The organism is Sporosarcina sp. GTC18466, assembly GCF_055389225.1.
Genome location: NZ_AP044037.1, coordinates 1,831,900 through 1,853,551, shown reverse-complemented (window position 1 = coordinate 1,853,551; position 21,652 = coordinate 1,831,900). Strand labels below are relative to the sequence as shown.

Annotated in this window: 24 protein-coding genes and 1 riboswitch; of the genes, 15 read left to right on the top strand and 9 right to left on the bottom strand. The window is 51.8% G+C overall.

What is annotated here, in order from left to right; genetic code table 11:
- The first annotated feature begins 29 nt into the window (after positions 1-29).
- Entirely contained in the window at positions 30-503 is a 474-nt protein-coding gene (locus ACZ5FK_RS08950; RefSeq protein ID WP_464804588.1) for a hypothetical protein, read from the top strand.
- Positions 504-553: 50 nt separating this feature from the next.
- Here the strand turns inward: ACZ5FK_RS08950 and ACZ5FK_RS08945 are convergent, their stop codons facing one another.
- On the bottom strand, positions 554-766 hold the full coding sequence (locus ACZ5FK_RS08945) for a CsbD family protein (RefSeq protein WP_464804587.1): 213 nt from the start codon (positions 764-766) through the stop codon (positions 554-556).
- Positions 767-974: 208 nt separating this feature from the next.
- Here ACZ5FK_RS08945 and ACZ5FK_RS08940 point away from each other — a divergent pair, with 208 nt between their 5' ends.
- The 3 genes from ACZ5FK_RS08940 to tatC all read left to right on the top strand — a co-directional run bounded on the left by ACZ5FK_RS08940 (position 975) and on the right by tatC (position 2,592).
- Positions 975-1,382: a hypothetical protein gene (locus ACZ5FK_RS08940; RefSeq protein ID WP_464804586.1), complete on the top strand. Its 408-nt coding sequence runs from the start codon at positions 975-977 to the stop codon at positions 1,380-1,382.
- A gap of 164 nt (positions 1,383-1,546) precedes the next feature.
- Positions 1,547-1,741, top strand: a complete 195-nt coding sequence (gene tatA, locus ACZ5FK_RS08935) for a twin-arginine translocase TatA/TatE family subunit (RefSeq protein WP_464804585.1) — start codon at positions 1,547-1,549, stop codon at positions 1,739-1,741.
- A 14-nt stretch (positions 1,742-1,755) separates the two neighbouring features.
- Positions 1,756-2,592 carry a twin-arginine translocase subunit TatC gene (tatC, locus tag ACZ5FK_RS08930; RefSeq protein WP_464804584.1) on the top strand — a complete coding sequence of 279 codons (837 nt, stop codon included), beginning with the start codon at positions 1,756-1,758 and terminating at the stop codon, positions 2,590-2,592.
- A 51-nt stretch (positions 2,593-2,643) separates the two neighbouring features.
- Here the strand turns inward: tatC and ACZ5FK_RS08925 are convergent, their stop codons facing one another.
- A complete protein-coding gene (locus tag ACZ5FK_RS08925) occupies positions 2,644-2,772 on the bottom strand; it encodes a hypothetical protein (protein ID WP_464804583.1) in 129 nt (42 codons plus the stop codon).
- A gap of 155 nt (positions 2,773-2,927) precedes the next feature.
- Here ACZ5FK_RS08925 and ACZ5FK_RS08920 point away from each other — a divergent pair, with 155 nt between their 5' ends.
- Positions 2,928-4,661: a methyl-accepting chemotaxis protein gene (locus tag ACZ5FK_RS08920; RefSeq protein ID WP_464804582.1), complete on the top strand. Its 1,734-nt coding sequence runs from the start codon at positions 2,928-2,930 to the stop codon at positions 4,659-4,661.
- A gap of 36 nt (positions 4,662-4,697) precedes the next feature.
- On the opposite strand, the gene ACZ5FK_RS08915 is transcribed toward ACZ5FK_RS08920, so the two are convergent.
- Entirely contained in the window at positions 4,698-4,895 is a 198-nt protein-coding gene (locus tag ACZ5FK_RS08915) for a hypothetical protein (RefSeq protein WP_464804581.1), read from the bottom strand.
- 125 nt (positions 4,896-5,020) lie between these two features.
- Here ACZ5FK_RS08915 and ACZ5FK_RS08910 point away from each other — a divergent pair, with 125 nt between their 5' ends.
- The 3 genes from ACZ5FK_RS08910 (at position 5,021) to ACZ5FK_RS08900 (ending at position 7,423) form a co-directional block, all read left to right on the top strand.
- Complete coding sequence (locus tag ACZ5FK_RS08910; protein WP_464804580.1) at positions 5,021-5,356, top strand: L,D-transpeptidase; 336 nt, start codon at positions 5,021-5,023, stop codon at positions 5,354-5,356.
- 248 nt (positions 5,357-5,604) lie between these two features.
- Entirely contained in the window at positions 5,605-6,690 is a 1,086-nt protein-coding gene (locus ACZ5FK_RS08905; protein ID WP_464804579.1) for an AI-2E family transporter, read from the top strand.
- Between the two features lie 142 nt (positions 6,691-6,832).
- On the top strand, positions 6,833-7,423 hold the full coding sequence (locus tag ACZ5FK_RS08900) for a hypothetical protein (protein ID WP_464804578.1): 591 nt from the start codon (positions 6,833-6,835) through the stop codon (positions 7,421-7,423).
- 30 nt (positions 7,424-7,453) lie between these two features.
- Here ACZ5FK_RS08900 and ACZ5FK_RS08895 read toward each other — a convergent pair whose 3' ends face one another.
- The gene (locus ACZ5FK_RS08895) at positions 7,454-7,792 is read right to left on the bottom strand and encodes a CHY zinc finger protein (RefSeq protein ID WP_464804577.1); all 339 of its coding nucleotides are present in this window, start codon (positions 7,790-7,792) and stop codon (positions 7,454-7,456) included.
- A 71-nt stretch (positions 7,793-7,863) separates the two neighbouring features.
- On the opposite strand from ACZ5FK_RS08895, the gene ACZ5FK_RS08890 reads away from it, so the two are divergent.
- Positions 7,864-8,142, top strand: coding sequence for a hypothetical protein (locus ACZ5FK_RS08890; RefSeq protein ID WP_464804576.1), 279 nt, complete (start codon positions 7,864-7,866; stop codon positions 8,140-8,142).
- A gap of 34 nt (positions 8,143-8,176) precedes the next feature.
- On the opposite strand, the gene ACZ5FK_RS08885 is transcribed toward ACZ5FK_RS08890, so the two are convergent.
- Entirely contained in the window at positions 8,177-8,878 is a 702-nt protein-coding gene (locus ACZ5FK_RS08885; RefSeq protein ID WP_464804575.1) for a hypothetical protein, read from the bottom strand.
- A 205-nt stretch (positions 8,879-9,083) separates the two neighbouring features.
- On the opposite strand from ACZ5FK_RS08885, the gene ACZ5FK_RS08880 reads away from it, so the two are divergent.
- The 3 genes from ACZ5FK_RS08880 to ACZ5FK_RS08870 are packed head-to-tail and all read left to right on the top strand — an operon-like array spanning position 9,084 to position 11,797.
- On the top strand, positions 9,084-9,905 hold the full coding sequence (locus ACZ5FK_RS08880; RefSeq protein ID WP_464804574.1) for an ABC transporter permease: 822 nt from the start codon (positions 9,084-9,086) through the stop codon (positions 9,903-9,905).
- Between the two features lie 4 nt (positions 9,906-9,909).
- Positions 9,910-10,692 (top strand): ABC transporter ATP-binding protein, encoded by a 783-nt coding sequence (locus ACZ5FK_RS08875; protein WP_464804573.1) that lies wholly within the window; start codon positions 9,910-9,912, stop codon positions 10,690-10,692.
- Positions 10,693-10,705: 13 nt separating this feature from the next.
- A complete protein-coding gene (locus tag ACZ5FK_RS08870; RefSeq protein WP_464804572.1) occupies positions 10,706-11,797 on the top strand; it encodes an ABC transporter substrate-binding protein in 1,092 nt (363 codons plus the stop codon).
- Positions 11,798-11,977: 180 nt separating this feature from the next.
- Here ACZ5FK_RS08870 and ACZ5FK_RS08865 read toward each other — a convergent pair whose 3' ends face one another.
- The 4 genes from ACZ5FK_RS08865 to ACZ5FK_RS08850 form a co-directional block, all read right to left on the bottom strand.
- On the bottom strand, positions 11,978-12,943 hold the full coding sequence (locus ACZ5FK_RS08865; protein WP_464804571.1) for a S66 family peptidase: 966 nt from the start codon (positions 12,941-12,943) through the stop codon (positions 11,978-11,980).
- Positions 12,944-12,959: 16 nt separating this feature from the next.
- Positions 12,960-13,925: a DMT family transporter gene (locus ACZ5FK_RS08860; protein WP_464804570.1), complete on the bottom strand. Its 966-nt coding sequence runs from the start codon at positions 13,923-13,925 to the stop codon at positions 12,960-12,962.
- A 12-nt stretch (positions 13,926-13,937) separates the two neighbouring features.
- A complete protein-coding gene (pepT, locus tag ACZ5FK_RS08855) occupies positions 13,938-15,164 on the bottom strand; it encodes a peptidase T (protein WP_464804569.1) in 1,227 nt (408 codons plus the stop codon).
- 435 nt (positions 15,165-15,599) lie between these two features.
- Entirely contained in the window at positions 15,600-16,502 is a 903-nt protein-coding gene (locus ACZ5FK_RS08850; protein WP_464804568.1) for a LysR family transcriptional regulator, read from the bottom strand.
- A gap of 105 nt (positions 16,503-16,607) precedes the next feature.
- Here ACZ5FK_RS08850 and ACZ5FK_RS08845 point away from each other — a divergent pair, with 105 nt between their 5' ends.
- From ACZ5FK_RS08845 to ACZ5FK_RS08835, 3 genes are all read left to right on the top strand, one after another.
- Positions 16,608-17,606, top strand: a complete 999-nt coding sequence (locus tag ACZ5FK_RS08845) for a YeiH family protein (RefSeq protein ID WP_464804567.1) — start codon at positions 16,608-16,610, stop codon at positions 17,604-17,606.
- A 208-nt stretch (positions 17,607-17,814) separates the two neighbouring features.
- Positions 17,815-19,803, top strand: coding sequence for an IS1182 family transposase (locus tag ACZ5FK_RS08840; protein ID WP_464804566.1), 1,989 nt, complete (start codon positions 17,815-17,817; stop codon positions 19,801-19,803).
- Positions 19,804-19,809: 6 nt separating this feature from the next.
- Positions 19,810-19,924: riboswitch (SAM riboswitch) on the top strand.
- 134 nt (positions 19,925-20,058) lie between these two features.
- On the top strand, positions 20,059-21,360 hold the full coding sequence (locus ACZ5FK_RS08835) for an O-acetylhomoserine aminocarboxypropyltransferase/cysteine synthase family protein (RefSeq protein WP_464804565.1): 1,302 nt from the start codon (positions 20,059-20,061) through the stop codon (positions 21,358-21,360).
- The last annotated feature ends 292 nt before the right edge of the window (positions 21,361-21,652 follow it).

Genomic DNA, 21,652 nt, shown 5'->3' with positions numbered 1-21,652 from the left:
TTAGAAAACAAGCAAAGGAGCATGCATATATGAGCAAAAAATACTTAGGAACTTTTCATTCCATTGATTCCGCCCTTTATAAGATAACGGAACTCACGTCAAACGGCTGCCCGGAAGAGGACATCCATGCAATCGCCAATACGGATGATGAAATCGCCCAGCTTCGCAATCAATCCTCCGTGGCTCTCGATGGACAAGGGGACAGCGGCTTTCTGAAACGGTTCACCGCCGATACGACTGGTACAGTCAATGCACTTGCCGAAATCGAAGGCATGGGATTCTCCGCTGAAGAATCAGGTTCGATCGTCGAAGAGATCCGCCATGGCGGCATTGCCTTATTCGTGGAAAGCGAATCCTATCCGACAAGTGGCGATCTTGCAGATGAACGGGACAGCCGCGCTTATATGACCGGCAGCGGGGAGCCGCTTGAAAATAGCGATGATCTAGAGCCGCGCAATGAAAATGAAGGGACCGTCCCCCGGCTCAATACGGACGGATTGTAAGGAAAAGGCCTTCCCTGCGGCGGATCGTCGCCGCGCGGGAGGCCATCCGCTTACCATTCTGTGCGATTGACATCGTCATTCCGATAGCGTTCTTCCATTTCGCCTTTCTTCTTTTGCGCCTCGCCTCTCGCTTTATCATACTGGCCTTCCGCTTGAAGCTCTGCATCATCCATCAAGTTGCCGAATTGATCTTTCATTTCACCTTTTGCCTTGTTAACGCCACCCTTGAACTTTTCAGAGAAACTATTATCATCTTTTTTCATATTGTAAGACCTCCAATTTAAGTTGTTGTAACTATATACCCGGTGCACGGATGCATAAACGCACACGGCATTTGGCAACTGGTTGGATTCAAAAAAGCGAATGGGGGGAAAGGACTATGCAAGCGCCTGGAAATATGCCTTACCAAACGTATATATTGAATTTTTATTCAGGTATACTAGAAGAAAGGGCGTAGAGAGGTGATGGATGATGATCCGGAAAGGACGCTACGCGATTTGGAACGGAAAGGAATATGAAATCGTCTCCCAAAAAAGGCAATATTATTTACAGACGGAAGATGGAACAGAATCGGCGAATGGATTTCAGCGCATGGGCGGCAGGGAAACGGTCTGGCACCGTCCCGTCACGTTGCAGGAACTGGAAGACGCCTTTGAAATCTTTCCGTATGCGATGATCAAAGGGTACCGCTTTGCCATCGAGGGGCAGAACAGAACGGACGGAGCAATTACGCTTATCACGAATAATCCCTTCGTAAGAGAGAAGATTGATGTCAGGCCTTACGGCAAGGATGAATACAAGATTGAATTGCCTGGGGATCAGGTGATTGTGCTGGAAGACAGGATCCCAATCCTTGGGTTTGAAGAATATGGCATATGAACCGGACGACGGGCTTTTATGAAGAGCCGTGTTGTCCGGTTTTTCCTTATGCAGTAATCTCTGTACGTGCATTTCGTAAGAAAAATGAGACAGCTGGTATAAAGAGGGCCGACATCATACAGACTTGATGAAAAGGCAGTTACCTCAAGTCAGGAGGAAGGCAAATGAATTTAGCAGCAATCGGTGTTCCCGGATTGATCATCATTTTAGTGATTGTGCTGATCCTGTTCGGCCCGCGCAAGCTGCCGGAAGTCGGTTCGGCAGTCGGTAAGACGCTGGCAGAGTTCAAAAAGTCGGCAAGAGACATCATGGACGAGGAAGAGAAGAAAGAGCAGCCGAAGAAATCGGATCAGGCCTAGGAGGTCGTTGCGGCATGGATCCAAAAGAGCAGCAAAACTCGAAAAACCCCGTCCCGCTTGAACAGAGACCGGAGGCGGGCAGGCCGGCTGATTTGGAAGGCCAAAAGGATGCAGCTGAGCCGGGAGACGTGCAGCCGGCTGGCAATCCCACTCTCACAGAGCATCTGACTGATCTTAGGAAGCAGATGGTCAAAAGCGTCGCTGTGTTTCTACTTTTTTTCCTGGCGGTGTTTTCAACAATCAATTACTGGTTTCCGTTCATGACAAGAGGGCATGAACTCATCGTGCTGGGGCCGCTGGAAGTGGTGACGTTCTACATGTCCCTTGCGGCAGCGCTGGCGTTCGGTTTATCGCTGCCGTTCTTATGCCATTTCCTCTGGCAGTTTGTCAAGCCGGGCCTCAACGAGCGGGAAAGCAGATTTCTGAGTCTCTACTCCCCTGTCATGTTTCTGTTGTTTCTGGCCGGGCTGGCGTTCGGTTATTTTGTCGTCAATCCGCTCAGTTACAATTTCCTGATTTCCATCGGAGCCGTCAATTTCTCGGTCATGGTGTCTGCTCAGGAATATGCCCGCTTTTTGCTGATGACGACCATGCCTGTCGGGCTGCTGTTCGAATTGCCGATTGTTGCGATATTCCTGTCGACGATCGGCATCCTGACCGCGCAGACGATGAAAAAAGTGCGGAAATGGTCATATGTCCTTCTCGCTGTCATCTCGGGGCTGATCACGCCGCCTGATTTTGTCAGCCAGCTGATTGTCTTGATCCCGATGATCCTGTTATATGAGGGAAGTGTATTTATCGTCATGCGGCTTGAAAAGAACACGGCCTTGCAAGATGCAACCGTCGAGTGAATAGGAAAGGACCGGAGAATCCATCGACTCTCCGGTCCTTTTTTGACGTCCTTATTGGGTTTTCATTCCCATTTTGTCCGTCAACGATCCAAATTGCTTCATCAGCTTGCTACGGGCATCCTTGCTGCGCATCAAATACGCCGCTCCCAATCCAATCGCGGCAATCGCCATCTTATTCATGGGGTGTTCGCCTCCTCGCCTCTGATTTTTGAATCGTTATAGATTGTGCAGTTTGCTGTTTACTATCCATCTTTGGATTAAAAAAACGTTAAAATTATTATACTTGGCCGATAAGAACCGATATATATAGCATGATTTATAAGGAGGATATTTTTATGAGAATGACAATTCGATCTAAAATGATCATTATTACAGCCATTCTCCTCATTGTGCCAAGCTTGACAATCGGTGTGTCAGGTTATGTAACAGCGAAGAAGAACTTGGATGATGTCGGATCTGACGGTTTGAAGAATAATGTCATGTCGGCCTTGTCGATGATTGATGTGCTGAATGGCGAGGTGGAAAAAGGGAATCTGACGCTGACGGAGGCGCAAAATCAAGCAAAGGAAAAGTTGATTGGAGCGCTTCAATCCGACGGCACACGTTCAATAGACAGCCGTGTCGATATGGGCAAGTATGGGTACTACTTCATACTGGATCAAGCTGGAAATGCACTCGGCCATCCGATGATGGAAGGGAAGAGCTTATATGATAGCCAATCTCCTGACGGAAGGTATACGACACGTGAAATGATTCAAGCGGCTGAAAATGGAGGCGGCTTTGTCACTTTTGATTTCAAAGTGCCTGGTGAGGAACGGATTGCTCCGAAGATCGTATATACGGAACAAGATCCGGACTGGGGCTGGATTGTCGTCTCGGGCGCTTATTTAATGGATTTCAACAGCGGGGCGAAGGCGCTTCTCTGGACGCTTGGAATTGTCTTGCTCGTATCTCTTATCCTTGGCGGAATTCTCATCATCTGGTTCTCAGGCCACCTGACGAAACCGATCCGGAGCGTCTGGACACATGTCGGAAAGATTGCGGAAGGCGATCTTTCTGCGCCTGCTCTCTCGGTGCGCAACAAAGATGAAATTGGCACGCTCGCTGAAGATGTCAACCGGATGTCCGGAAATCTGAAAGCGATGATCACCCAGGTGTCGAATGCGTCCATGCAAGTGGCTGCTACCTCTGAAGAGCTGTCTGCAAGCAGCGAAGAGACAAGCCATTCTGTCGAGCAGGTCGCAGGCTCCATCCAGGACATGGCCTTCGCTTCCGATAAGCAAATGGATAAGATGACCGAGTCGGACAATGCGATGACCCGCATTGCAGGTGACTTGTCGCAACTCGCAGCCGCTATGGAGCAGACGAACGAAACATCCAGGCATACGGCAGAAATCGCGGATAACGGTTCAGGCGTTATTGAACAGACAATCCATCAGATGCAGACAGTACAGCAGGAGACAAAATCCACCGCTGTTCTCATCAATGATCTGGGCAGCCAGTCCGCCGAGATCACTAATATCCTTTCCATGATCACGGATGTCGCGGAACAGACAAATCTGCTTGCGTTGAATGCGGCAATCGAGGCGGCTCGTGCAGGCGAACATGGCAGAGGCTTCGCCGTAGTGGCGGATGAAGTGCGTAAACTCGCCGAACAGTCGGCAGAATCTGCAAAACAGGTCGGTACGCTGATCCAGACGATCCAGCGGGGCATCGAGCATTCGGTTGTCGCCATCAACAAAGGCAATGAATCTGTCAATGAAGGATTGTTGCTGGTGAATGATGCCGGGCAGGCCTTCCGGGAGATTACAGAAGGGGTCGACGCCGTCCTGACTCAAATCGGCGATGTGGCAGCTACGTTGGAACAGAACGTAAATGCATTTGGCGGGGTTGCCACCCTGATTGAGGAAGCGTCGGCCATCTCAGCCGACTCGGCTCTCCATACACAGACCATCGCAGCCGCAGCAGAAGAACAGACCGCATCTATGGAAGAGATTGCGGCTGCATCCGAAACGCTTGCGAAAATGGCGGAGGATCTGCAAGAGACAGTGAAGACATTCCGACTATGAAAAAATGGAGAGAGGCAGCTGCCTCTCTCCATTTTTTTAGCTAAACATGCTGCCGAGCAAACCTTTCCGCCTGTCGGACTTCTCCGATGTGTGCGAGCTCTTCGATTTTTCTCCGCGCATTGGAGACGAACCGAATGAGTCGAACTGATTGGAAAGTTTTTCACGCGCTTCCTTGTTCCGCATCAAATATGCGGCGCCGAGACCGAGTGCAGCGAGTGCCATCTTCTTTTTCATGAAATGTCTCCTCCTTGTTTGTTTCGCAACGATGTGACCGTACTTTTCCCGGTTTGTGGAAGTCTAAACGTTTCACAATCCGCTGGCGCCCTCTCATACCTTACAAATAGAGGAGGAGGTGCGAGATGCTGCGGATTGAAGTGATCGTCTCAACAAGGCAATTAAAATTGTTCGATGGCCGGAAACTGATCAAGACATATCCGGTGGCAGTGGGCAAGATGGTGACAGCCACTCCGATTGGCACCTACAAGATCATCAACAAACAAAGGAATCCAGGGGGGCCGTTCGGAGCATTCTGGATGGGTCTGTCACGTCCCCATTACGGCATCCACGGGACGAACAACCCGGCATCCATCGGGAAAGCGGTGTCGCACGGGTGCATCCGGATGTATAACAAAGATGTGCTGGAACTTGCGGCGAAAGTGCAAGTGGGAACAGTCGTGAAGATCCGGCAAAGCTGAGGGGAACTTCAAGGTCGGTTTCCTTAAGGTGAGGGGGAACTGATAGAGAAACGGGCGTATATAGGAGTACAAAAGCGGCCCGGCAACATTGCGGTCGGCATCTAAAAAATAAAAAGGGAGCACGGAAACTGACGAGGTTCCCGTGCTTTCTTTGTGGGTAAAGCAAATTGTGGAACTTTCTTTCGACTTGTCTCGTAAGAAACCGTATACTTGTATAAAAGAATCTCCATTCGAAAGGAAGTGAGTCCATGACAAAAAAAGTTTGGTTCCAAGTCGGGGTCGGCACGCTCTTAGCCATCCTGATCATCAAGTATTTCATGGAAATCAGCTTTATCTTCTCACCGATTGTCGTCATCATCAAGACGATTCTCTTGCCGCTCTTGCTTGGCGGGGTGCTCTTTTACATAACCGAGCCGGTCCAGCGCAGACTGGAAGCGAGCAAAGTGCCGAGATGGGGCAGCATCCTGATCATCGTTGTCTGTCTCGCAGTCGTCATCTGGGCGTTCGTGTCCCTCATCGGACCGGTCATCACAAAGCAGGTGAACAATCTGGTCGACAATGCGCCGGCACTTGCAGAAGACCTGAATGACATGAAGGACAACATCTTATCGCACAAGGATGATCTGAAGCTCCCAGACCAGCTTCAGGATTCGGTCGATGGGGCACTCAAATCATTGCAGTCATTTGCCGTCAAATTCGGCTACTGGATCGTGCAGTTCCTGCAATCCTTTGTCCAGGCCGTCATCCTGCTGGTGCTCGTCCCGTTCTTCTTCATCTTCATGCTGAAGGACCACGAGAAATTCGCGCCGCGCATCTACAACCTTTTCTCCGGCACTCGCCGCGAATGGGTGAAGAAGACGCTGCATGATATCGACCATGTCCTTCGTTCGTATATCCAGGGCCAGCTTCTCATCAGTACAATCCTGGCAACGATCATTTTCATCGGCTACTGGATCATCGGCCTGAAGTATGCACTGCTGCTTGCGATTTTTGCACTGTTCATGAACGTCATTCCGTTCATCGGCCCTTGGATCGCCTTTGCACCGGCTGTCATCATGGCAGTCCTGCAGGATCCGAAACTCGTCATCTGGGTGTCTGTTGTCACACTTGTCGCTCAGCAGACCGACAGCCATCTCATCACGCCGAACGTCATGGGGAAAACGCTCGATATCCATCCGCTCACCGTCATTACAGTTTTGCTGACAGCCGGTAATCTTGCCGGTTTCCTCGGCATCCTGCTTGCAATTCCGACTTATGCGGTCATTAAGGTAATTGTGCTGAATGTCTATGAAAGACGGAAAGAGATTAAGCGGGCGGCGACGAAGACCGTCTAGCGGAATGTAGGAGAGACTGTCCAGAAAGCCGACATTTGCCGGTTCTTCTGCGACAGTCTTTTGCCGGAAAGACGCAGATTCGAAACCTTTTGGTGGTAAAAATCGTACTTCATGGACGATTAGGAAACCGGGGGTGTGATTCATGAAAAATAAAGCAAGGCGTCTGCCGACAGAGGAACAGAATAGAAAAGGATTGCGTCTTGTGATCCGCCTGCTCATCCCCTTTGGAGCATTTGTATTGTTAGGGACCGCTTTTATTACAGGAAATTGGTTTGTGAAGGATCTGTATACAGCATTTATTGTGGAGTTTATTGGGACATCATTTTTGTATGCTGGCGGCTTGATGCTGCTTTTCTTTTTCATCACCACATCCGCAATTATTGTTTTCAAGAATCCGCAGCAGATTAACAGCGGCTCGCGTCTGAATTTCGCCATCCTCGGATTGGGCTGTCTGATTCTTGCAGTTTTGTTGGCTTGGTTCAGTGGCAATGAAACGAAAAAAGCGGTTCAGGATATTAAAGCATACTCTGAAGGTGACTGGCATATTGAGGATTTGCAGGTTATCTCTATTTATAGGGGTTCAGATGCCTCGAATGGGATTCTGATCGAGACGGAAGCGGGTGAAATGTATGTACCTAACGAAAAGTTTTGGTTATACAAGGGGGAGACATACCGCTTCACCTATTTGGATAAGACAAGGACGGTTATTAACGTTGAGTCCATGCCAAAATAACAATTTTCAGCAAATCAGTTGATGATTTGATCATAGAGCCCACTTTTCAAAGTAAAGCTCCCAGTGCAGTCCGCAGCCTGGATTGAAAGACGCTTTGCAGGCAGGACATTCATAGAGGCAGTTTCTGTAATCATGGATGGATAATCCATGTCCGCAAGCGCCGCAAAGGATCGCTTTTTCATCGAATTTTTCGCTTGGCCAGACGGCAGGATGCCCGCAGCCGGATTCTTCATGGCACTCATAACATGGATAGTATTCGCCGCAGCAATAGAATTTGATGGCGATGATATCGCGTTTTGAATGATAATGGGCACAGCGCGTTTCATGATCTATCACGGTACCTTTTACATCATGTCCATGGCATTTCATATTTTTTGTCCCTCCCCGCATAAATTTCCGGTATCGCCGCATCCTACGTCTCAAAAAGGACTGATGCTGTTATGCTAACGGAATTTCCGACAATCCACACAAACATTTGGGATGCCATCTGGGCGGTGCCGGTCATTTTGATCGTCGTGTTGCTGGCAAAATGGGTGTTCAAGGTGCCATCGACCTGGCTCTCCACCGTCTCGACTATTTTTGCTCTGTTCTTATCCGTTTTTATCAGCCATCCGGGGAATCTTTCAGCAGGGATCTTCATGGGCTTCTTTTATAGCGCGGCTGCCATCGGCCTGCTGTATTCGCTCAAACATAGCTATCTGGCTTATCGGAAAGTGTAATGCGTGCGGAATCCTCTGACGGGGATTCCGCTTTTCATTTGAGCGGGCAATAACCGCATTGCATGAGTCCTGGCACATCCTTTGAAAAACAGCATGTTGTCCGGACGGTCGTGTTCAGCAAATCGGACGGCTCCGAGCCATTCAAGTATTTGGCGAACCGTGAATAAGGTGCGATGCCTTCCCAGGCGGCATCATCTTTCAGAATATCCAGACTTTCCCGAGCTTCATCTGAGGTAGCCGGATTGTTCAGCATGACATGATATTCCCAGAGCAGAAAGCCGAAAATATTCTCCCACAAGGTCAGCGGGGAGACGGGGGCGGCCGTGCGGATCTGGCGGATGAGCGAGTCCGCTTCCAGCAAAATGGCCCGGATGGCGTCTCGCTGGCTGTCCGCCGGCTGCCAGTCGGCTGCCTGGACGAACGTGCTGACGGTTTGATTGCCATATTCAGTGAGAGCTCCATAGACAAGCCGCTCTGGCGTCCCCTGCCATGTCTCCTCGTACGTCACCAGGTTCACGAGCTGCATACTGGCGAACATGCCGTACCGCCGCATGAAGAACGAGGCGGCCACGACATCATTCGGACTCTGGCTCACCGTTTTGACAACAGCCAGGCAATCTGCCGTCTTGCCCGCATCCAGCAGATCATGCAGCGTGAACACGCGGTGGGCCGGCGCTTCCGTATAAACACTGTAACTGTTCAGTTGTCTGATTTGCTCATTTGTTAGATTTCCCATGGCACCATTATAAGAGTTTCATAAACTTTCAACAAGTTGAGCGGGTGCGCGGTCGGGGGGGTCCCTTTTTACATGCGCGTCAGTTCCCCATCCGTGGCACTATGTAACAGACTGCCAAATCGCCTACATTATATGCAGCCCGCCCGGCGCTTGCCCATGGACGCCTGTAGGCAGATACATATGATTAGGTGAAGGGGTGGTGAAGTTGGAGCAGAAGGAAGTCAATGTGAAGCAGGACCCGTTTGAGATAGAGCGGCAGGAGTGGAGACGGAGCCAGTCGAAGGAGCGTTATAAGCAGCTGCTGACGATCGCTTCGCCCATCTTCCTGCTGCTGGTGTGGGAGCTGTTGTCGCGGACTGGGACGATTGATACGCGGTTTTTCCCGCCGCCGACCGCGATTCTTGGAACGTTTGTGGATATGGTGACGGACGGCGCGCTTGTGAAGCACGTCGGTGTCTCGATGTACCGGATTTTCGGAGGTTTCCTGGCAGGTGTCATTCCCGGCGTCATCATCGGCCTTTTGATGGGGCTGTATTCGCCGATCCGGCATTTCATGCAGCCGATTGTCATGGCGCTGATGCCGATTCCAACGCTGGCTTTACTGCCGATCATCATCATTTTATTCGGCATCGGGGATTTGTCGAAAGTCGTGACAATCGCGGGCAGCGTATTCTTCCCTGTCGTCATCAATACAGCGGCGGGCGTGATGAATATCGACCGGATTTACTTGGATGTCGCGGAGAATTACGGGGCAGGGAAACTTCAGTTCTTTATGAAAATCGCTCTTCCTGGGGCGCTGCCGGTCATGCTGGAAGGGATCCAGATGGGGCAGGCGATTGCCTTGCTTACGATTGTGGCGGCGGAAATGATGGGGGCGACGTCAGGGATCGGCTATTTGATCTGGACGTCGTATAAGGCGTTTTTGCTGCAGGAGATGTATGTCGGTCTCATTCTGATCTCGTTCTTCGGCTATCTGTTCTCGATCCTTCTGCGCGGATTCCAAAAAAAGCTGCTGCCGTGGAGGTGAAGAAATGGAGCAACCCGCAAAGATTGAAATACATGATCTGACGAAGGCGTTTTTTAAGAAGCAGGGCAGTGTGACGGCGCTTGATAACATATCGTTATCCATTGAAGAAGGGGAGTTTGTCTGCATCGTCGGACCGAGCGGATGCGGCAAGACGACCCTGCTCCGGATTTTAGCGGGACTTGAGCAGCCGAGCGTCGGTTCGTTCAGCATTCGCGCGGATGACGGGGAGGCTCCTCTGCAGTCGATGGTCTTCCAGGAGAGGGGTGTTCTGCCTTGGCTCACCGTCCGGGAAAACGTAGCTTTCGGCCTTAAGATGCGGCATGTGCCCAAACAGGTCATTGCAGAACGGACGGATTATTACCTGGAGAAGACGGGGCTTGCCCAGTTTGCGGGATTGTACCCGAGGGAACTGTCCGGCGGGATGAAACAGCGGGTGAGCATCGCGAGGGCATTTGCGAATGACCCGGAGATCCTGCTGATGGATGAACCGTTTGCAGCACTTGACGAACAAAACAAATTCATCCTGCAGGAAGAGCTGCTGTCGATCTGGTCGGAAACGAAAAAGACCGTGCTGTTCATTACGCACAGCATCGATGAGGCGCTGCTGCTAAGCGATCGGATCCTTCTGATGAGCGCACAGCCAGGGAAGATCATCAAGGAGATCAAGGTCTGCACGCCGCGCCCCCGCTCCATCGAGGACATCCGGAAAGATCCCGAGATGGCGGAGCAGTTCATTGAGGTGTGGCAGCATTTGCAGGAAGAAGTCCAGCGGTCAAGGCAAGGATAGAGGAGGATAGCCGATGAAAAAGCGGTTGAAGATAGGGTGGATTATGCTGCTGAGCTGTGTTTGGATTCTCGCAGCATGTACCAAGAATGAAGCGGCTCCTGTGAAAAATGAGCCGGTGAAGGAGCCGGCGGGCGAGGCGGCTGCAGGGGAACTAACGCCGCTTGAAACACGCACAAAAGTGCTCATTGCAGAAGACGGCGCGGCTTCTGGAGCGGGTTTCTATATCGCGAAAGAAAAAGGGTACTTTGAGGAATTCAATATTGAAGTGGATTTTGCGGATTTTGCAAACAGTGATGACATGCTGCCGGCGCTTGCTGCGGGTGAAGTCGATATCGCAGGAGGCGTCTCGACAGCCTCTTTCTTCAATGCGATCGCGCAAGGCATCGACGTCCGGATCATTGCAGATAAAGGCCATAACGTGCCGGGCAAATCGTATTTCACCTTCGTCATCGGCAACCATATGGTCGATGAAATCAAAGAGTACAGTGACTTTAAAGGGAAGAAGATTGCCGTCTCCTCCCGCAACTCGATTGACGGGTATATCTACGAAGAGATGCTGAAGCATGCCGGCTTGACGGAGGACGACGTCGAGTATGTGCATATCGCAGACTTTGGCGCGATGCTCGGCGCCATTAATTCCGGTACGGTCGATGCGGCCCTCAACATCGAGCCGCTCATTGCGCAAGGCGTCGATAATGGTTTCCACGTACGCTTCAAGGATGCGACGGACTATGCGCCGGAGTCCCAGATCGCCATGGTGCTGGCATCGCCGAAGTTCATGGCGGATGAGGACTTGTCGCTTCGGTTCATGGTCGCCTACCTGAAAGGATTGCACGACTATAACGATGCCTTCTTCAAGGATATCGGCAAAAAGGAAGTCGTCGATATCATGGTGAAGCACACAGCTCTGAAAGACCCGGCGCTTTGGGATAAAGTGAATGTCACCGGCTTGAATCCGAACGGGGATATGTATGTCGACGATATCAAAAAGCAGTTTGAATCGTACAAAGCGAATGGTGCCATCCTCGGAGACATCGATTTCAATGTGGCGATCGATACATCGCTCGCAGATAAGGCTGTGGAGATTTTAGGCGAATATGAGTGACCGAAAGCCCGCGGAAAGCGGGTTTTTTTAGGCAGGACAAGCTGCCCGGCAGGAACTTGCACATCGATTACCGAATAACAGGGAAATGGATAGTTGATGTGCTGGCTAGTGAAATTCTTGTTTCTTTATAAATAAATGAAAGACAAGAATCTTGGGTGGAGATTCCTGTCTTTTTTTTCTTCAATGCTGCCATACTCTCACTGTCTTTTTCTCTGCGTCCACTTCAACCTCCCCGCCGATCGGGAACGTGAATGTAGGCTGGGTATGGCCGAAATCGACGTCATACAGGACGGGGATCTCCTTTAGCATGGGATGTTTGCCAAGGATGAAATGCAGCTGCTCCTCCGTGATGTTCGACTCTCGCTGGAACCGGCCAAGGACCAGGCCCGCGATGGAAGATGTGTTTTGCATAAGAGATGCCAGATCCCTCGCGAATGTTTCGGGTATGCTCATTCCATCGTCCTCCAGAAAAAGGACAGCCCCCTCAAGATCCGGCATGTATGGGGTTCCCTGCAGCAAGTTCAGCGTACAGAGATTGCCGCCCCACAGCTGCCCTCGCGCGGTGCCGGCGTTATATGTCTTCCAGGATGTCTTTGTGAAATTCCGGTTCTCCTGATCCAGGTACCAGGCATCGTCGCTCCACTCTGCAGATGGCCGAAGATCGAGCGGTCCCACCTTCGTTACACAATCCAAGAAGCACTCCATCTGATACTCATTTTCCTTCTCCATTGAGAAGCTGGAAAAATGAAGGCCCGAATACGTCACAAATCCTGCCTGCGTCGCAATGGCTGTGCCGATTGCTGTAATATCGCTGTAGCCGCAGAAGACTTTCGGGTGGTTTGTAATGAATTCATAATCAATATAAGGCAGCAGCTCATTTGAGTTGAATCCGCCGATCGCGGTTAGAATGCCTTTCACCTGCGGATTCCGGAAGGCCTCGTGGAGATCATCCAAACGCTGCTGGATGGATGAAGAATTATGCAAATCCATGTCAAAGAGATGTTCGCCAAATGATACAACGAACCCCAGCTGCTCCAGCTGTGCTTTTGCATACTCCACGCCTTCCTCAGATAAGATACCGCCACTGCGGCTGGGCGCGATGATCCGCAGTTCGTCGCCTTTTTTTAATTTCTCGGGTATGATCATTGCTTTCCTCCTCCTTTCATCCGGATACCGCTTCCTGTTTCCGTCCCGCCAGCGCAGTCTGATAGCTATGCAAGCCCATGCCGATCACGATGACGGCGATGCCGGCGAGGGAAAGCGAACCGGGCAGTGCGATGTGAAGAATGATGATTTCACCGATCATCGCGAAGATGAGTTCTGCCGACTGGGTCGCTTCGACGGCTGCGAGTTTGCCTTGATCATCTTTCACTAGATCGGTCGCCATGAAGAACAATGTGGTCGCAATGACGCCTGAGCTAATGGCGACTATGAAAGATTGGCCGATTTGGCCGGCGGAGGGCGGCCCGGCGGTCAATAGCGCGTAGCCGGCAAGCAATAACCAGATCGGAAGCGTCATCAGCGTCATCCCAAGAACCCGCTGAAAGGTGTCGAGCCTGCCGCCGAGCAGGTCCATCATCTTCCGGTTGCCGAGCGGATAGGCGAATGCCGCGATGACGACCGGCAAAATGCCAAGAAGCAGGGTACGCATATCAACGCTCTGCGCATTCGGAATTTGGATGAGGACGACGCCCATCAGGATGATGAGAGAGATGCCAAGCGAGCGGAGCGGAATCCGCTGCCGTGTTTTTGATTCGCATGTATCGGTCTGGACGACCAGGACGAACAGCGGGGCTAGCAGGACACCGGCAACAATGGTGAGCTGCCAAGTTCCCGCAAGCAGCCAGCCGGGACTATAGGCGGCTGCAAAGGTGAGCGGTCCGTAAAAGAGGACGAATGCCACCATGCTCCAAAGGAAGAAAGGTCCCGGAGATCTGGTCATTTCGCGTGTCATTGAACCAAGTCCCTTGCGGCTGGCAACGATGATCACTAAAAAAGGCACCATGAAAAAATAACGGAGGGAGGCGCTCCAAAGCCAGCTGCCTCCCGAAAGTTCCATCGACCGGTTCAAGACGAACGTCACTGCAAAAAAGAGGGACGAGAGGATGCCGAGCCAGATCGCTTTCATCTGAGGGGCCCCTTAACCGCGTTGTTCGTACAGCTCTACAGCCTTGATGATGACATCTGTCGCCTTGACCATATTGTCGATCGAAATGAATTCATATTTTCCATGATAATTTTCGCCGCCTGTAAAGATGTTCGGCGTCGGCATGCCCATGTAAGAAAGCTGGGAACCGTCCGTACCGCCGCGCACGGGCACGATATTCGGCTCGATATCGAGCTCTCTGAATGCATCCCCGATAATATCGACGATCTCCATGACAGGTTCGATCTTTTCCCGCATGTTGTAGTAGGAATCTTCCATCTCAAGCTCCACTGCATGGTCACCATGCTTCTCTTTGAGTGCCGCTGCAGTATCCTTCATGAGCTGCTTGCGCGCCTCGAACTGCTCGCGGTCGAAATAGCGGATGATGTAGTCGAGCGTCGTCTTCTCCACAGATCCACTGACGTCCATCAGATGGATGAACCCTTCATAGCCGTCCGTCTCCTGCGGAATCTCGTGTGGCGGCATCGCAGCCTGAAATTCATTGGCAATCAAAATGGAATTGACCATCTTGTCTTTCGCAGACCCCGGATGCACATTCGTCCCGCGGAACGTCAATTTCGCGCCAGCCGCATTGAAGCTCTCATATTGCAGCTCGCCAAGCGGGCCGCCGTCCATGGTATATGCATATTTGGCGCCGAATGCTTCGACGTCGAACTTATGAGGGCCGCGGCCGATCTCCTCGTCCGGCGTGAATGCGACGCGGAGTTTACCGTGTTTAATCTCCGGGTGGGCAATCAAATACTCCATCGCTGTCATGATCTCCGCAATACCCGCTTTGTTGTCAGCACCAAGCAGCGTCGTGCCGTCTGTCGTCATCAGCGTGTGGCCGATATAGCTTTTGAGGTCCGGGAACGTTTCCGTGCGCATGACCGTGTCTTCATTCAGCTGGATGTCCTTGCCGTCATAATTCTCGACAAGCTGCGGCTTGACGTTCTTGCCCGTATAGTCGGTTGCCGTATCGACGTGCGCGAGGAAGCCGATGACCGGCAGATCCTTATCCGTGTTCGCCGGGAGTGTCGCGAACAGGTAGCCGTTCCCGTCCAGCGTGATGTCTTCCATGCCGATCGATGCCAGTTCTTTTTGCAGTTCGTGGAGCAGGTCCCACTGGCCGGGCGTCGACGGGGTCGTCGTGCTCGACGCATCAGATTGCGTGTCTATTTTTGCATAGCGGGTAAGCCGTTCAATTAATTTGTCTTTCATTCCAAGACCTCCTGAAAGTTGTGTCGTGATTCTTTTATCTTATCAAATTGTTTAGACATACGGAATAGATGCGCCGTAATTCTCCCGGCAGGCGGGGTGGTAGATTACTGTTAATCAGGCGGTCGCATGTCTGGTCCGGCTGGCAGAATCGTTCGGGCGTTTAATCGGTCGCACGCCAGGCTAAACGGATCGCTCCGTCGTTTAATCGGTCGCGCGTCCGGCTAAACGGATCGCTCCGTCGCCTAATCGGTCGTATGTCCGGCTAAACGGATCGCTCCGTCGTTTAATCGGTCGCACGTCCGGCTAAACGGATCACTCCGACGCCTATTCGGTCGCGCGTCCGGCTAAACGGATCACTCCGTCGTTTAATCGGTCGTTCGTCCCGCTAAATAGTCGTTCAGTCCATATAAATAGGCGTTCAGCCTTGCCGGATCCTCACCCGCCGTCATGCGGGGAGGCGAGTTCATAATTTTGCAGAAGATCGATGAAGACTTGCTGCGCTTTTGTGCGGAACGGGCTGCCGGTGACGATAGAGAAGGTGCGGGTGTAAGGCATGCCTTGCACGTCAAGTACGGCCAGTTCGCCATGTTTCAGCTCTTTTTGGATGGACCAGTACGACAGCAGGCTGATGCCGAGCCCTGCTTCCACGGATTCCTTGATGGGCTGCGTGCTGCTGAAGCGCATCATGGAGGATGGCGAAATGCCTAGTTTACGGAAGACCGCATCTGCGGCTTCCCTCGTCCCGGAACCGTGCTCCCGGACGATCCATGTTTCATGTTCCAGGCGGACGGGCGAAATGGGACCCTCCTCGGATGCCAAAGAATTTGCGGGCGAGCAGACGATGACCATTTCATCGTGGGCGAGTGTTTCTGTAATTAATTCAGAACGGGAAAAAGTCCCTTCCACGATGCCGACATCGAGTTTGTGGCTGGCGACGTAATCGGCGATGGTCGCGGTATTGCCGATCGTGATCGAGGGTATGATAGCGGGGAACACCCGCTTCATCTCCGCGATGATGTGGGGCAGCACGTACTCGCCGAACGTATAGCTGGCGCCTATTGAAATTTTTCCAGCTGCCTTGTTGGTCAGGTCATCGAGCAGGCGCTGCATGTTGTCGTATAAGGCCAAGATATCTTTCGCATGGTGATAGACAATTTCTCCGGCTTTGTTCAAACGCACATATTTGTTCGTCCGTTCCAGCAGCTTGACGCCGAGTTCCTCTTCCAGCGCCCGGATGTATTGGCTGACCGCAGGCTGTGTCATATGATGCGCTTCCGCAGCGCGGGAGAAGCTTTTCTTTTCAGCGACTGAGACGAAAATTTGCAGATGCTGGTCCATGGTCAGACCCCTTTCTTATAATGGTTTGCTTATCGTAATCATTATTATAATTTATTTTACTTATCGTTTGGAAGGGATTACCCTAGATACAGGAGGTGCAGTTCTATGACGAATAGAAGAACCATGTGGATGGCGGGTGTCGCATTTACTTTTTTTATAGCACTTTTAGGATTTTATCTGGCGAAGGTTCCGGGCTTTGACCATATCGGGCAATTGGCGAGCGCCATCATCATCGCTGTCGCCTATCGGCAGTTTTTCGGCTATCCGGAAGCGATCCGGCAGGGAATTACCTTCTCCTCGAAGAAGCTGCTCCGTGTTGCGATCATTCTCTATGGATTAAAGCTGAACATAGATGTCGTTTTCCGTGACGGCCTTGGACTGCTTGTGCGGGATGCTTTCATCATTGCGCTGGCGATCACTCTCACTGTGCTCATCGCAAAATGGCTGAAGGCGGATGAAAACATCTCCCTTCTGCTAGGCGTCGGGACAGGTGTCTGCGGGGCGGCGGCCATTGCTGCTGTCGCGCCGATTTTGAAGACGAAGGACGAGGACACGGCAATCGGCGTCGGGATTATTGCCATGATGGGGACCGTTTTTGCGATCGGTTACACATTGCTGCGCCCGATCTTGCCGCTCATCCCGACGGATTACGGCATCTGGTCGGGCATGAGCCTGCATGAGCTTGCGCACGTCGCCATCGCGGCGGAACCGGCAGGAGAAGATGCGCTTGCCATCGCCTTGCTCGCTAAACTCGGCCGGGTCTTCCTGCTTGTGCCGCTCTGTTTCATATTCATTTACTTCATGAAGCGGAAAAGCAAAGGGACGGCAGAAGGAGGGGAAAGCAAGGTCGAATTCCCTTGGTTCCTCCTTGGGTTCATCCTGCTCAGCGTGCTCGGCAGCTACGTTCTTGGCCATTCCATCCCGGTATCGGAAGGATTTACGACCGGTGTCAATACGCTGACAACATGGCTCTTGACCGCGGCCATGGTCGGCCTAGGCCTGAATGTCAGCCTGCGCGATCTTCGTGAACGCGCCATGAAGCCGCTTCTCGCCATGACGATTACGTCAATTGTCGTATCGGTGGTTGCATATTTTATTATCTGAATCAGAGAGGAGCTGTCCAGAAAGTCAGTGAAAACTGAGTTTCTGTGGCAGCCCTTTTCTTGTTGAAACGATTACCCGACGAGAGCTCTCCGAACCCGTTGCTTTCCGTTCCAGGCGGACGCGTTCCTGGGGGCGTGCGGTGAGCCTCCTCGTCGCTGCGCTCCTGCGGGGTCTCACCTGACACGCTGATCCCCAAGGAGTCGCCGCCTTGCACTCCAAGCAACTGGCGACCCGTGTAAAAGACTACAAAAAAATCGCCCTTTCTAGTAAGATGAAGTCACCACAACCCATCAAAGAAAGGACGATTCTTATGTGTAACCCGAAGATTACTTGTGATGAGTATACCACAAAACAACTCCACTTTTCCATTGAAGAGACAGAACCTATTTCCCCGCAATCAAGCGTACGTACACGGACGTTCAAACCCTACAATAACCGTCAGGCATTCGCCATCTTCGATGTCGAGGGACTTATTCCGGCACATCATGTCGCGCGAGTGGTCGATGAGATGATCGAATCCATCCCGGACGAGCAGCTTTTCGCCTATTACTCCGGTGGAGGGAGAAGCCCCTTCCACCCGAAGATGATGCTTAAGGTCATCCTCTACGCCTATTCCCAGAAAGTCTACTCCAGCCGCAAAATCGAGACGCTGATCCAGGAGAACCTGCCTGCCATGTGGCTGGCCGCCTGTCAGACACCCGACTTCCGTACACTCAATGAGTTTCGGAGTGTACGCATGGCCGCGATGATGGATGAGTTATTCGAGACGATGATCCTAAAGCTGATCGAGGAGAACTATATCACAATGGAGAACTATTTCCTGGACGGCACCAAGATGGAGGCCAATGCCAATAAGTATTCGTTCGTCTGGAAGAAGTCGACAGAGCGGTACGAAGGGAAACTGAAGGAGAAGATCCAGGAGACACTCGCGTCCATCCATGAAATCGCGCAGGCAGAGGGCATGGAACTTGGCGAATTCCCCAAGGAAGAAGCGAAACCGGAAGAGCTCCAGCAGCTGGCGGAAAGACTGGAGGAACAGGTGGACATCCTGACAGCGGAAATTGAGAAGACAGAGTCGGTCCCCGATCGCAAAGCGCTTCGCAGTCGACGCAGTCTCCTACGGAAGCCGGCCAAACTGATCCGGGAAGATTTCCTGCCGCGTCTACAGAAGTATGCCCGTCATCATGACCTCTTCGGTGATCGCAACAGCTTCTCGACAACGGACCCGGACGCCACGTTCATGCGGATGAAAGAGGACCATATGAAGAACGGCCAGCTGAAGCCTGGCTATAATGTACAGATGGCGACCGAGAATCAGTTCATCGTGTTCTATACGATACATCAACGGCCGACCGATACCCGCTGTTTCGTCCCGCATCTTGAGAAACTTGCGGCATCCCGGCTTCCGATGCCGACACGTGTGGTGGCCGATGCCGGCTATGGCAGTGAAGAGAATTATCTATACGCCATCGGCGAGGAGAAGGAATCCCGTTTCGACTTCCTGATCCCCTATTCCACGTATCTGAAGGAGCAGACGCGGAAGTACAAAAAAGACATCAAGAATGCGAAGAACTGGACCTACGAGGAAGCGGCCGACCAGTTCATCTGTCCGCAGGGACGCCGTGTCCCCTTCAAGAAATACCAGGACAGGAAGAATGCATCCGGCCTTGTGCAGAGCTATAAGATCTATGAATGTGAAGATTGTGCCGACTGTCCTCTTAAAGCGCAGTGTACAAAAGCGAAAGGCAACCGGCAGGTCCATTGGAATCCAATCTACGAAGAAATGAAAGCGAAAGCCAAGACAGCCCTTGAATGTGAGACGAACAAAGACATCTACGCCAAACGGAAAGTGGAGGTCGAAAGTGTGTTCGGTCATATCAAGGGCAATCGGTCGTTCCGCGGATTTCTCTTGCGAGGCCTCGAGAAGGTCAACGCGGAATTCGGGATCGTGGCACTGGCCCACAACTTCCTGAAAGTGGCTGGCATCCGCCAGCCGCTTTCAGGAGGACCGGATGGAAAACCAAAAACAGGTGGAGAAAAACGATTCGTTTTTCTCCACCTGTTTTATTTTAGGGACTTATTGGACAGCCCCTTTTTTTCTCCATTCATCCGAACGTTCAGAAAGATTTTTGTTTTTCCTCTTGACTTTCAAAATATGAGTCTCTATACTGTTCAACAAGATGAAAAACTGAATTAACCCATACTCTTATCAAGAGCGGCGGAGGGACTAGGCCCTGTGATGCCCGGCAACCGGCAAGTGACAAACTTGCAAAGGTGCTACTTCCTACAGAACGTGCGAACGGTCTGAAAGATAAGGGGAGGAATACGCGTAAGCATACCCCTCTTCCTTAGCGAAAGGGGTATTTTTTATTCCAATTAACCCCTGAACGCCTCCGCACAGCAAGCCTGCTGCCTTTTTCATCTGACTACTACATTTTTGGAGGTCATTCACATGTCAAACAACCCACTCAAACCCGAAACACTACTTCTTCACGGCGGCCAGCAGCCGGATCCTGTCACAGGTTCCCGCGCAGTGCCGATCCACCGCACTACATCCTTCGTGTTCCGCGATACGGAGCATGCGCAGAATCTCTTCGCGCTTGCCGAGGCGGGCAACATTTATACGCGCATCACCAATCCAACTGTCGCTGTGTTCGAAGAGCGGATTGCCCTGCTGGAAGGCGGGACGGCTGCTGTCGCGTTGTCATCCGGCATGGCGGCGATTGCATTTTCCATTTTGAATATCGCAGGAGCGGGCGATGAAATTGTTGCTGCCAGCAATCTATACGGCGGCACATACAATCTGTTTGCGGTGACGCTGCCGCGTTATGGCATCACGGTGAAGTTCGTCGATGCTACGGACCCTGAAAATTTCCGGGCAGCGATCACGGATAAGACGAAGGCGCTGTTCGCCGAAACGATCGGAAATCCGAGCCTCCATGTCCTTGATATTGAAGCGGTCGCGAAGGTGGCCCATGAGAATGGCATCCCGTTCCTCATCGACAGCACATTCGCTTCCCCATACGGAGCGAACCCGATTGAGCACGGTGCGGACGTCGTCATCCATTCCGCGACAAAGTGGATCGGAGGGCACGGGACAACGATTGGCGGTGTCGTCGTCGATGCCGGCAAATTCGACTGGACGCAAGGGAAATTCCCGGGCTTCACAGAGCCGGATGAAACGTACCACGGACTTCGTTATGGCATCGATACGGCAAACGCCGCGTTCGCCACAAAGCTCCGCGTACAGTTGCTGCGCGATTTCGGCCCTTGCCTCGATCCGGACAGCGCGTTCAACTTCCTGCAAGGCCTGGAAACACTTCATCTCCGTGTAACGCGGCACAACGAGAATGCGCAGAAAGTGGCGGAGTTCCTGCGTGACCATCCGGCCGTCGACTGGGTGACATATGCAGGATTCGAAGACCATCCATCAGCCGCTAATGCGAATAAATACTTGAAAAACGGGTCAGGCTCCATCATCGTCTTCGGCATCAAAGGCGGACGGGAAGCAGGCCGCAAGGTAATTGACAACGTGAAGATCTGGTCACATGTGGCAAACGTCGGCGACGCGAAATCGCTCATCATCCACCCGGCTTCGACAACCCACCAGCAATTGTCTGCCGAGGATTTGAAGAACTCTGGCGTCTCGGAAGAGCTCATCCGCTTGTCCATCGGCCTCGAGTCTGCTGACGACATCATCGAAGACTTGAAGCAGGCGATTGAAAAAGCAGTGCCTGTTGCTGCAGGAAAGTAAATTCTTTTGTTGGCAGGAAGTCCGGACGGATGGATGAGGCCTCATTCGGCAATCGGGCTATCTCATTCGATAGCCATCCGACCGGGTTCATCGATTCAGAGTTGATTAATGTTTGGAATAGGTGTTCTTAGTTGTAAGTAATGGATTGATCGGCCGGCTAAATGAATTGATAGGCTGGTAAAATGGATTGTTCGGCAGGTTAAATGGTTCGAACAGCCGGTTAAATGAATCGCTCGCCGGGTTAAATGAATCGATCTGCCGGCAAAATGGTTCGCTCACCCGGTTAAACGGT

What these genes read in the sequence shown, in the direction of transcription:
- ACZ5FK_RS08875 (WP_464804573.1), top strand. Translation starts at nt 9,910, where the DNA reads ATGGAGCAACCCGCAAAGATTGAAATACATGATCTGACGAAGGCGTTT.
- ACZ5FK_RS08895 (WP_464804577.1), bottom strand. Translation starts at nt 7,792, where the DNA reads ATGAAATGCCATGGACATGATGTAAAAGGTACCGTGATAGATCATGAA.
- pepT (WP_464804569.1), bottom strand. Translation starts at nt 15,164, where the DNA reads ATGAAAGACAAATTAATTGAACGGCTTACCCGCTATGCAAAAATAGAC.
- tatA (WP_464804585.1), top strand. Translation starts at nt 1,547, where the DNA reads ATGAATTTAGCAGCAATCGGTGTTCCCGGATTGATCATCATTTTAGTG.
- ACZ5FK_RS08940 (WP_464804586.1), top strand. Translation starts at nt 975, where the DNA reads ATGATCCGGAAAGGACGCTACGCGATTTGGAACGGAAAGGAATATGAA.
- ACZ5FK_RS08860 (WP_464804570.1), bottom strand. Translation starts at nt 13,925, where the DNA reads ATGAAAGCGATCTGGCTCGGCATCCTCTCGTCCCTCTTTTTTGCAGTG.
- ACZ5FK_RS08885 (WP_464804575.1), bottom strand. Translation starts at nt 8,878, where the DNA reads ATGGGAAATCTAACAAATGAGCAAATCAGACAACTGAACAGTTACAGT.
- ACZ5FK_RS08865 (WP_464804571.1), bottom strand. Translation starts at nt 12,943, where the DNA reads ATGATCATACCCGAGAAATTAAAAAAAGGCGACGAACTGCGGATCATC.
- ACZ5FK_RS08835 (WP_464804565.1), top strand. Translation starts at nt 20,059, where the DNA reads ATGTCAAACAACCCACTCAAACCCGAAACACTACTTCTTCACGGCGGC.
- ACZ5FK_RS08920 (WP_464804582.1), top strand. Translation starts at nt 2,928, where the DNA reads ATGAGAATGACAATTCGATCTAAAATGATCATTATTACAGCCATTCTC.
- ACZ5FK_RS08870 (WP_464804572.1), top strand. Translation starts at nt 10,706, where the DNA reads ATGAAAAAGCGGTTGAAGATAGGGTGGATTATGCTGCTGAGCTGTGTT.
- ACZ5FK_RS08915 (WP_464804581.1), bottom strand. Translation starts at nt 4,895, where the DNA reads ATGAAAAAGAAGATGGCACTCGCTGCACTCGGTCTCGGCGCCGCATAT.
- ACZ5FK_RS08900 (WP_464804578.1), top strand. Translation starts at nt 6,833, where the DNA reads ATGAAAAATAAAGCAAGGCGTCTGCCGACAGAGGAACAGAATAGAAAA.
- ACZ5FK_RS08925 (WP_464804583.1), bottom strand. Translation starts at nt 2,772, where the DNA reads ATGAATAAGATGGCGATTGCCGCGATTGGATTGGGAGCGGCGTATTTG.
- ACZ5FK_RS08950 (WP_464804588.1), top strand. Translation starts at nt 30, where the DNA reads ATGAGCAAAAAATACTTAGGAACTTTTCATTCCATTGATTCCGCCCTT.
- tatC (WP_464804584.1), top strand. Translation starts at nt 1,756, where the DNA reads ATGGATCCAAAAGAGCAGCAAAACTCGAAAAACCCCGTCCCGCTTGAA.
- ACZ5FK_RS08850 (WP_464804568.1), bottom strand. Translation starts at nt 16,502, where the DNA reads ATGGACCAGCATCTGCAAATTTTCGTCTCAGTCGCTGAAAAGAAAAGC.
- ACZ5FK_RS08905 (WP_464804579.1), top strand. Translation starts at nt 5,605, where the DNA reads ATGACAAAAAAAGTTTGGTTCCAAGTCGGGGTCGGCACGCTCTTAGCC.
- ACZ5FK_RS08845 (WP_464804567.1), top strand. Translation starts at nt 16,608, where the DNA reads ATGACGAATAGAAGAACCATGTGGATGGCGGGTGTCGCATTTACTTTT.
- ACZ5FK_RS08890 (WP_464804576.1), top strand. Translation starts at nt 7,864, where the DNA reads ATGCTAACGGAATTTCCGACAATCCACACAAACATTTGGGATGCCATC.
- ACZ5FK_RS08910 (WP_464804580.1), top strand. Translation starts at nt 5,021, where the DNA reads ATGCTGCGGATTGAAGTGATCGTCTCAACAAGGCAATTAAAATTGTTC.
- ACZ5FK_RS08945 (WP_464804587.1), bottom strand. Translation starts at nt 766, where the DNA reads ATGAAAAAAGATGATAATAGTTTCTCTGAAAAGTTCAAGGGTGGCGTT.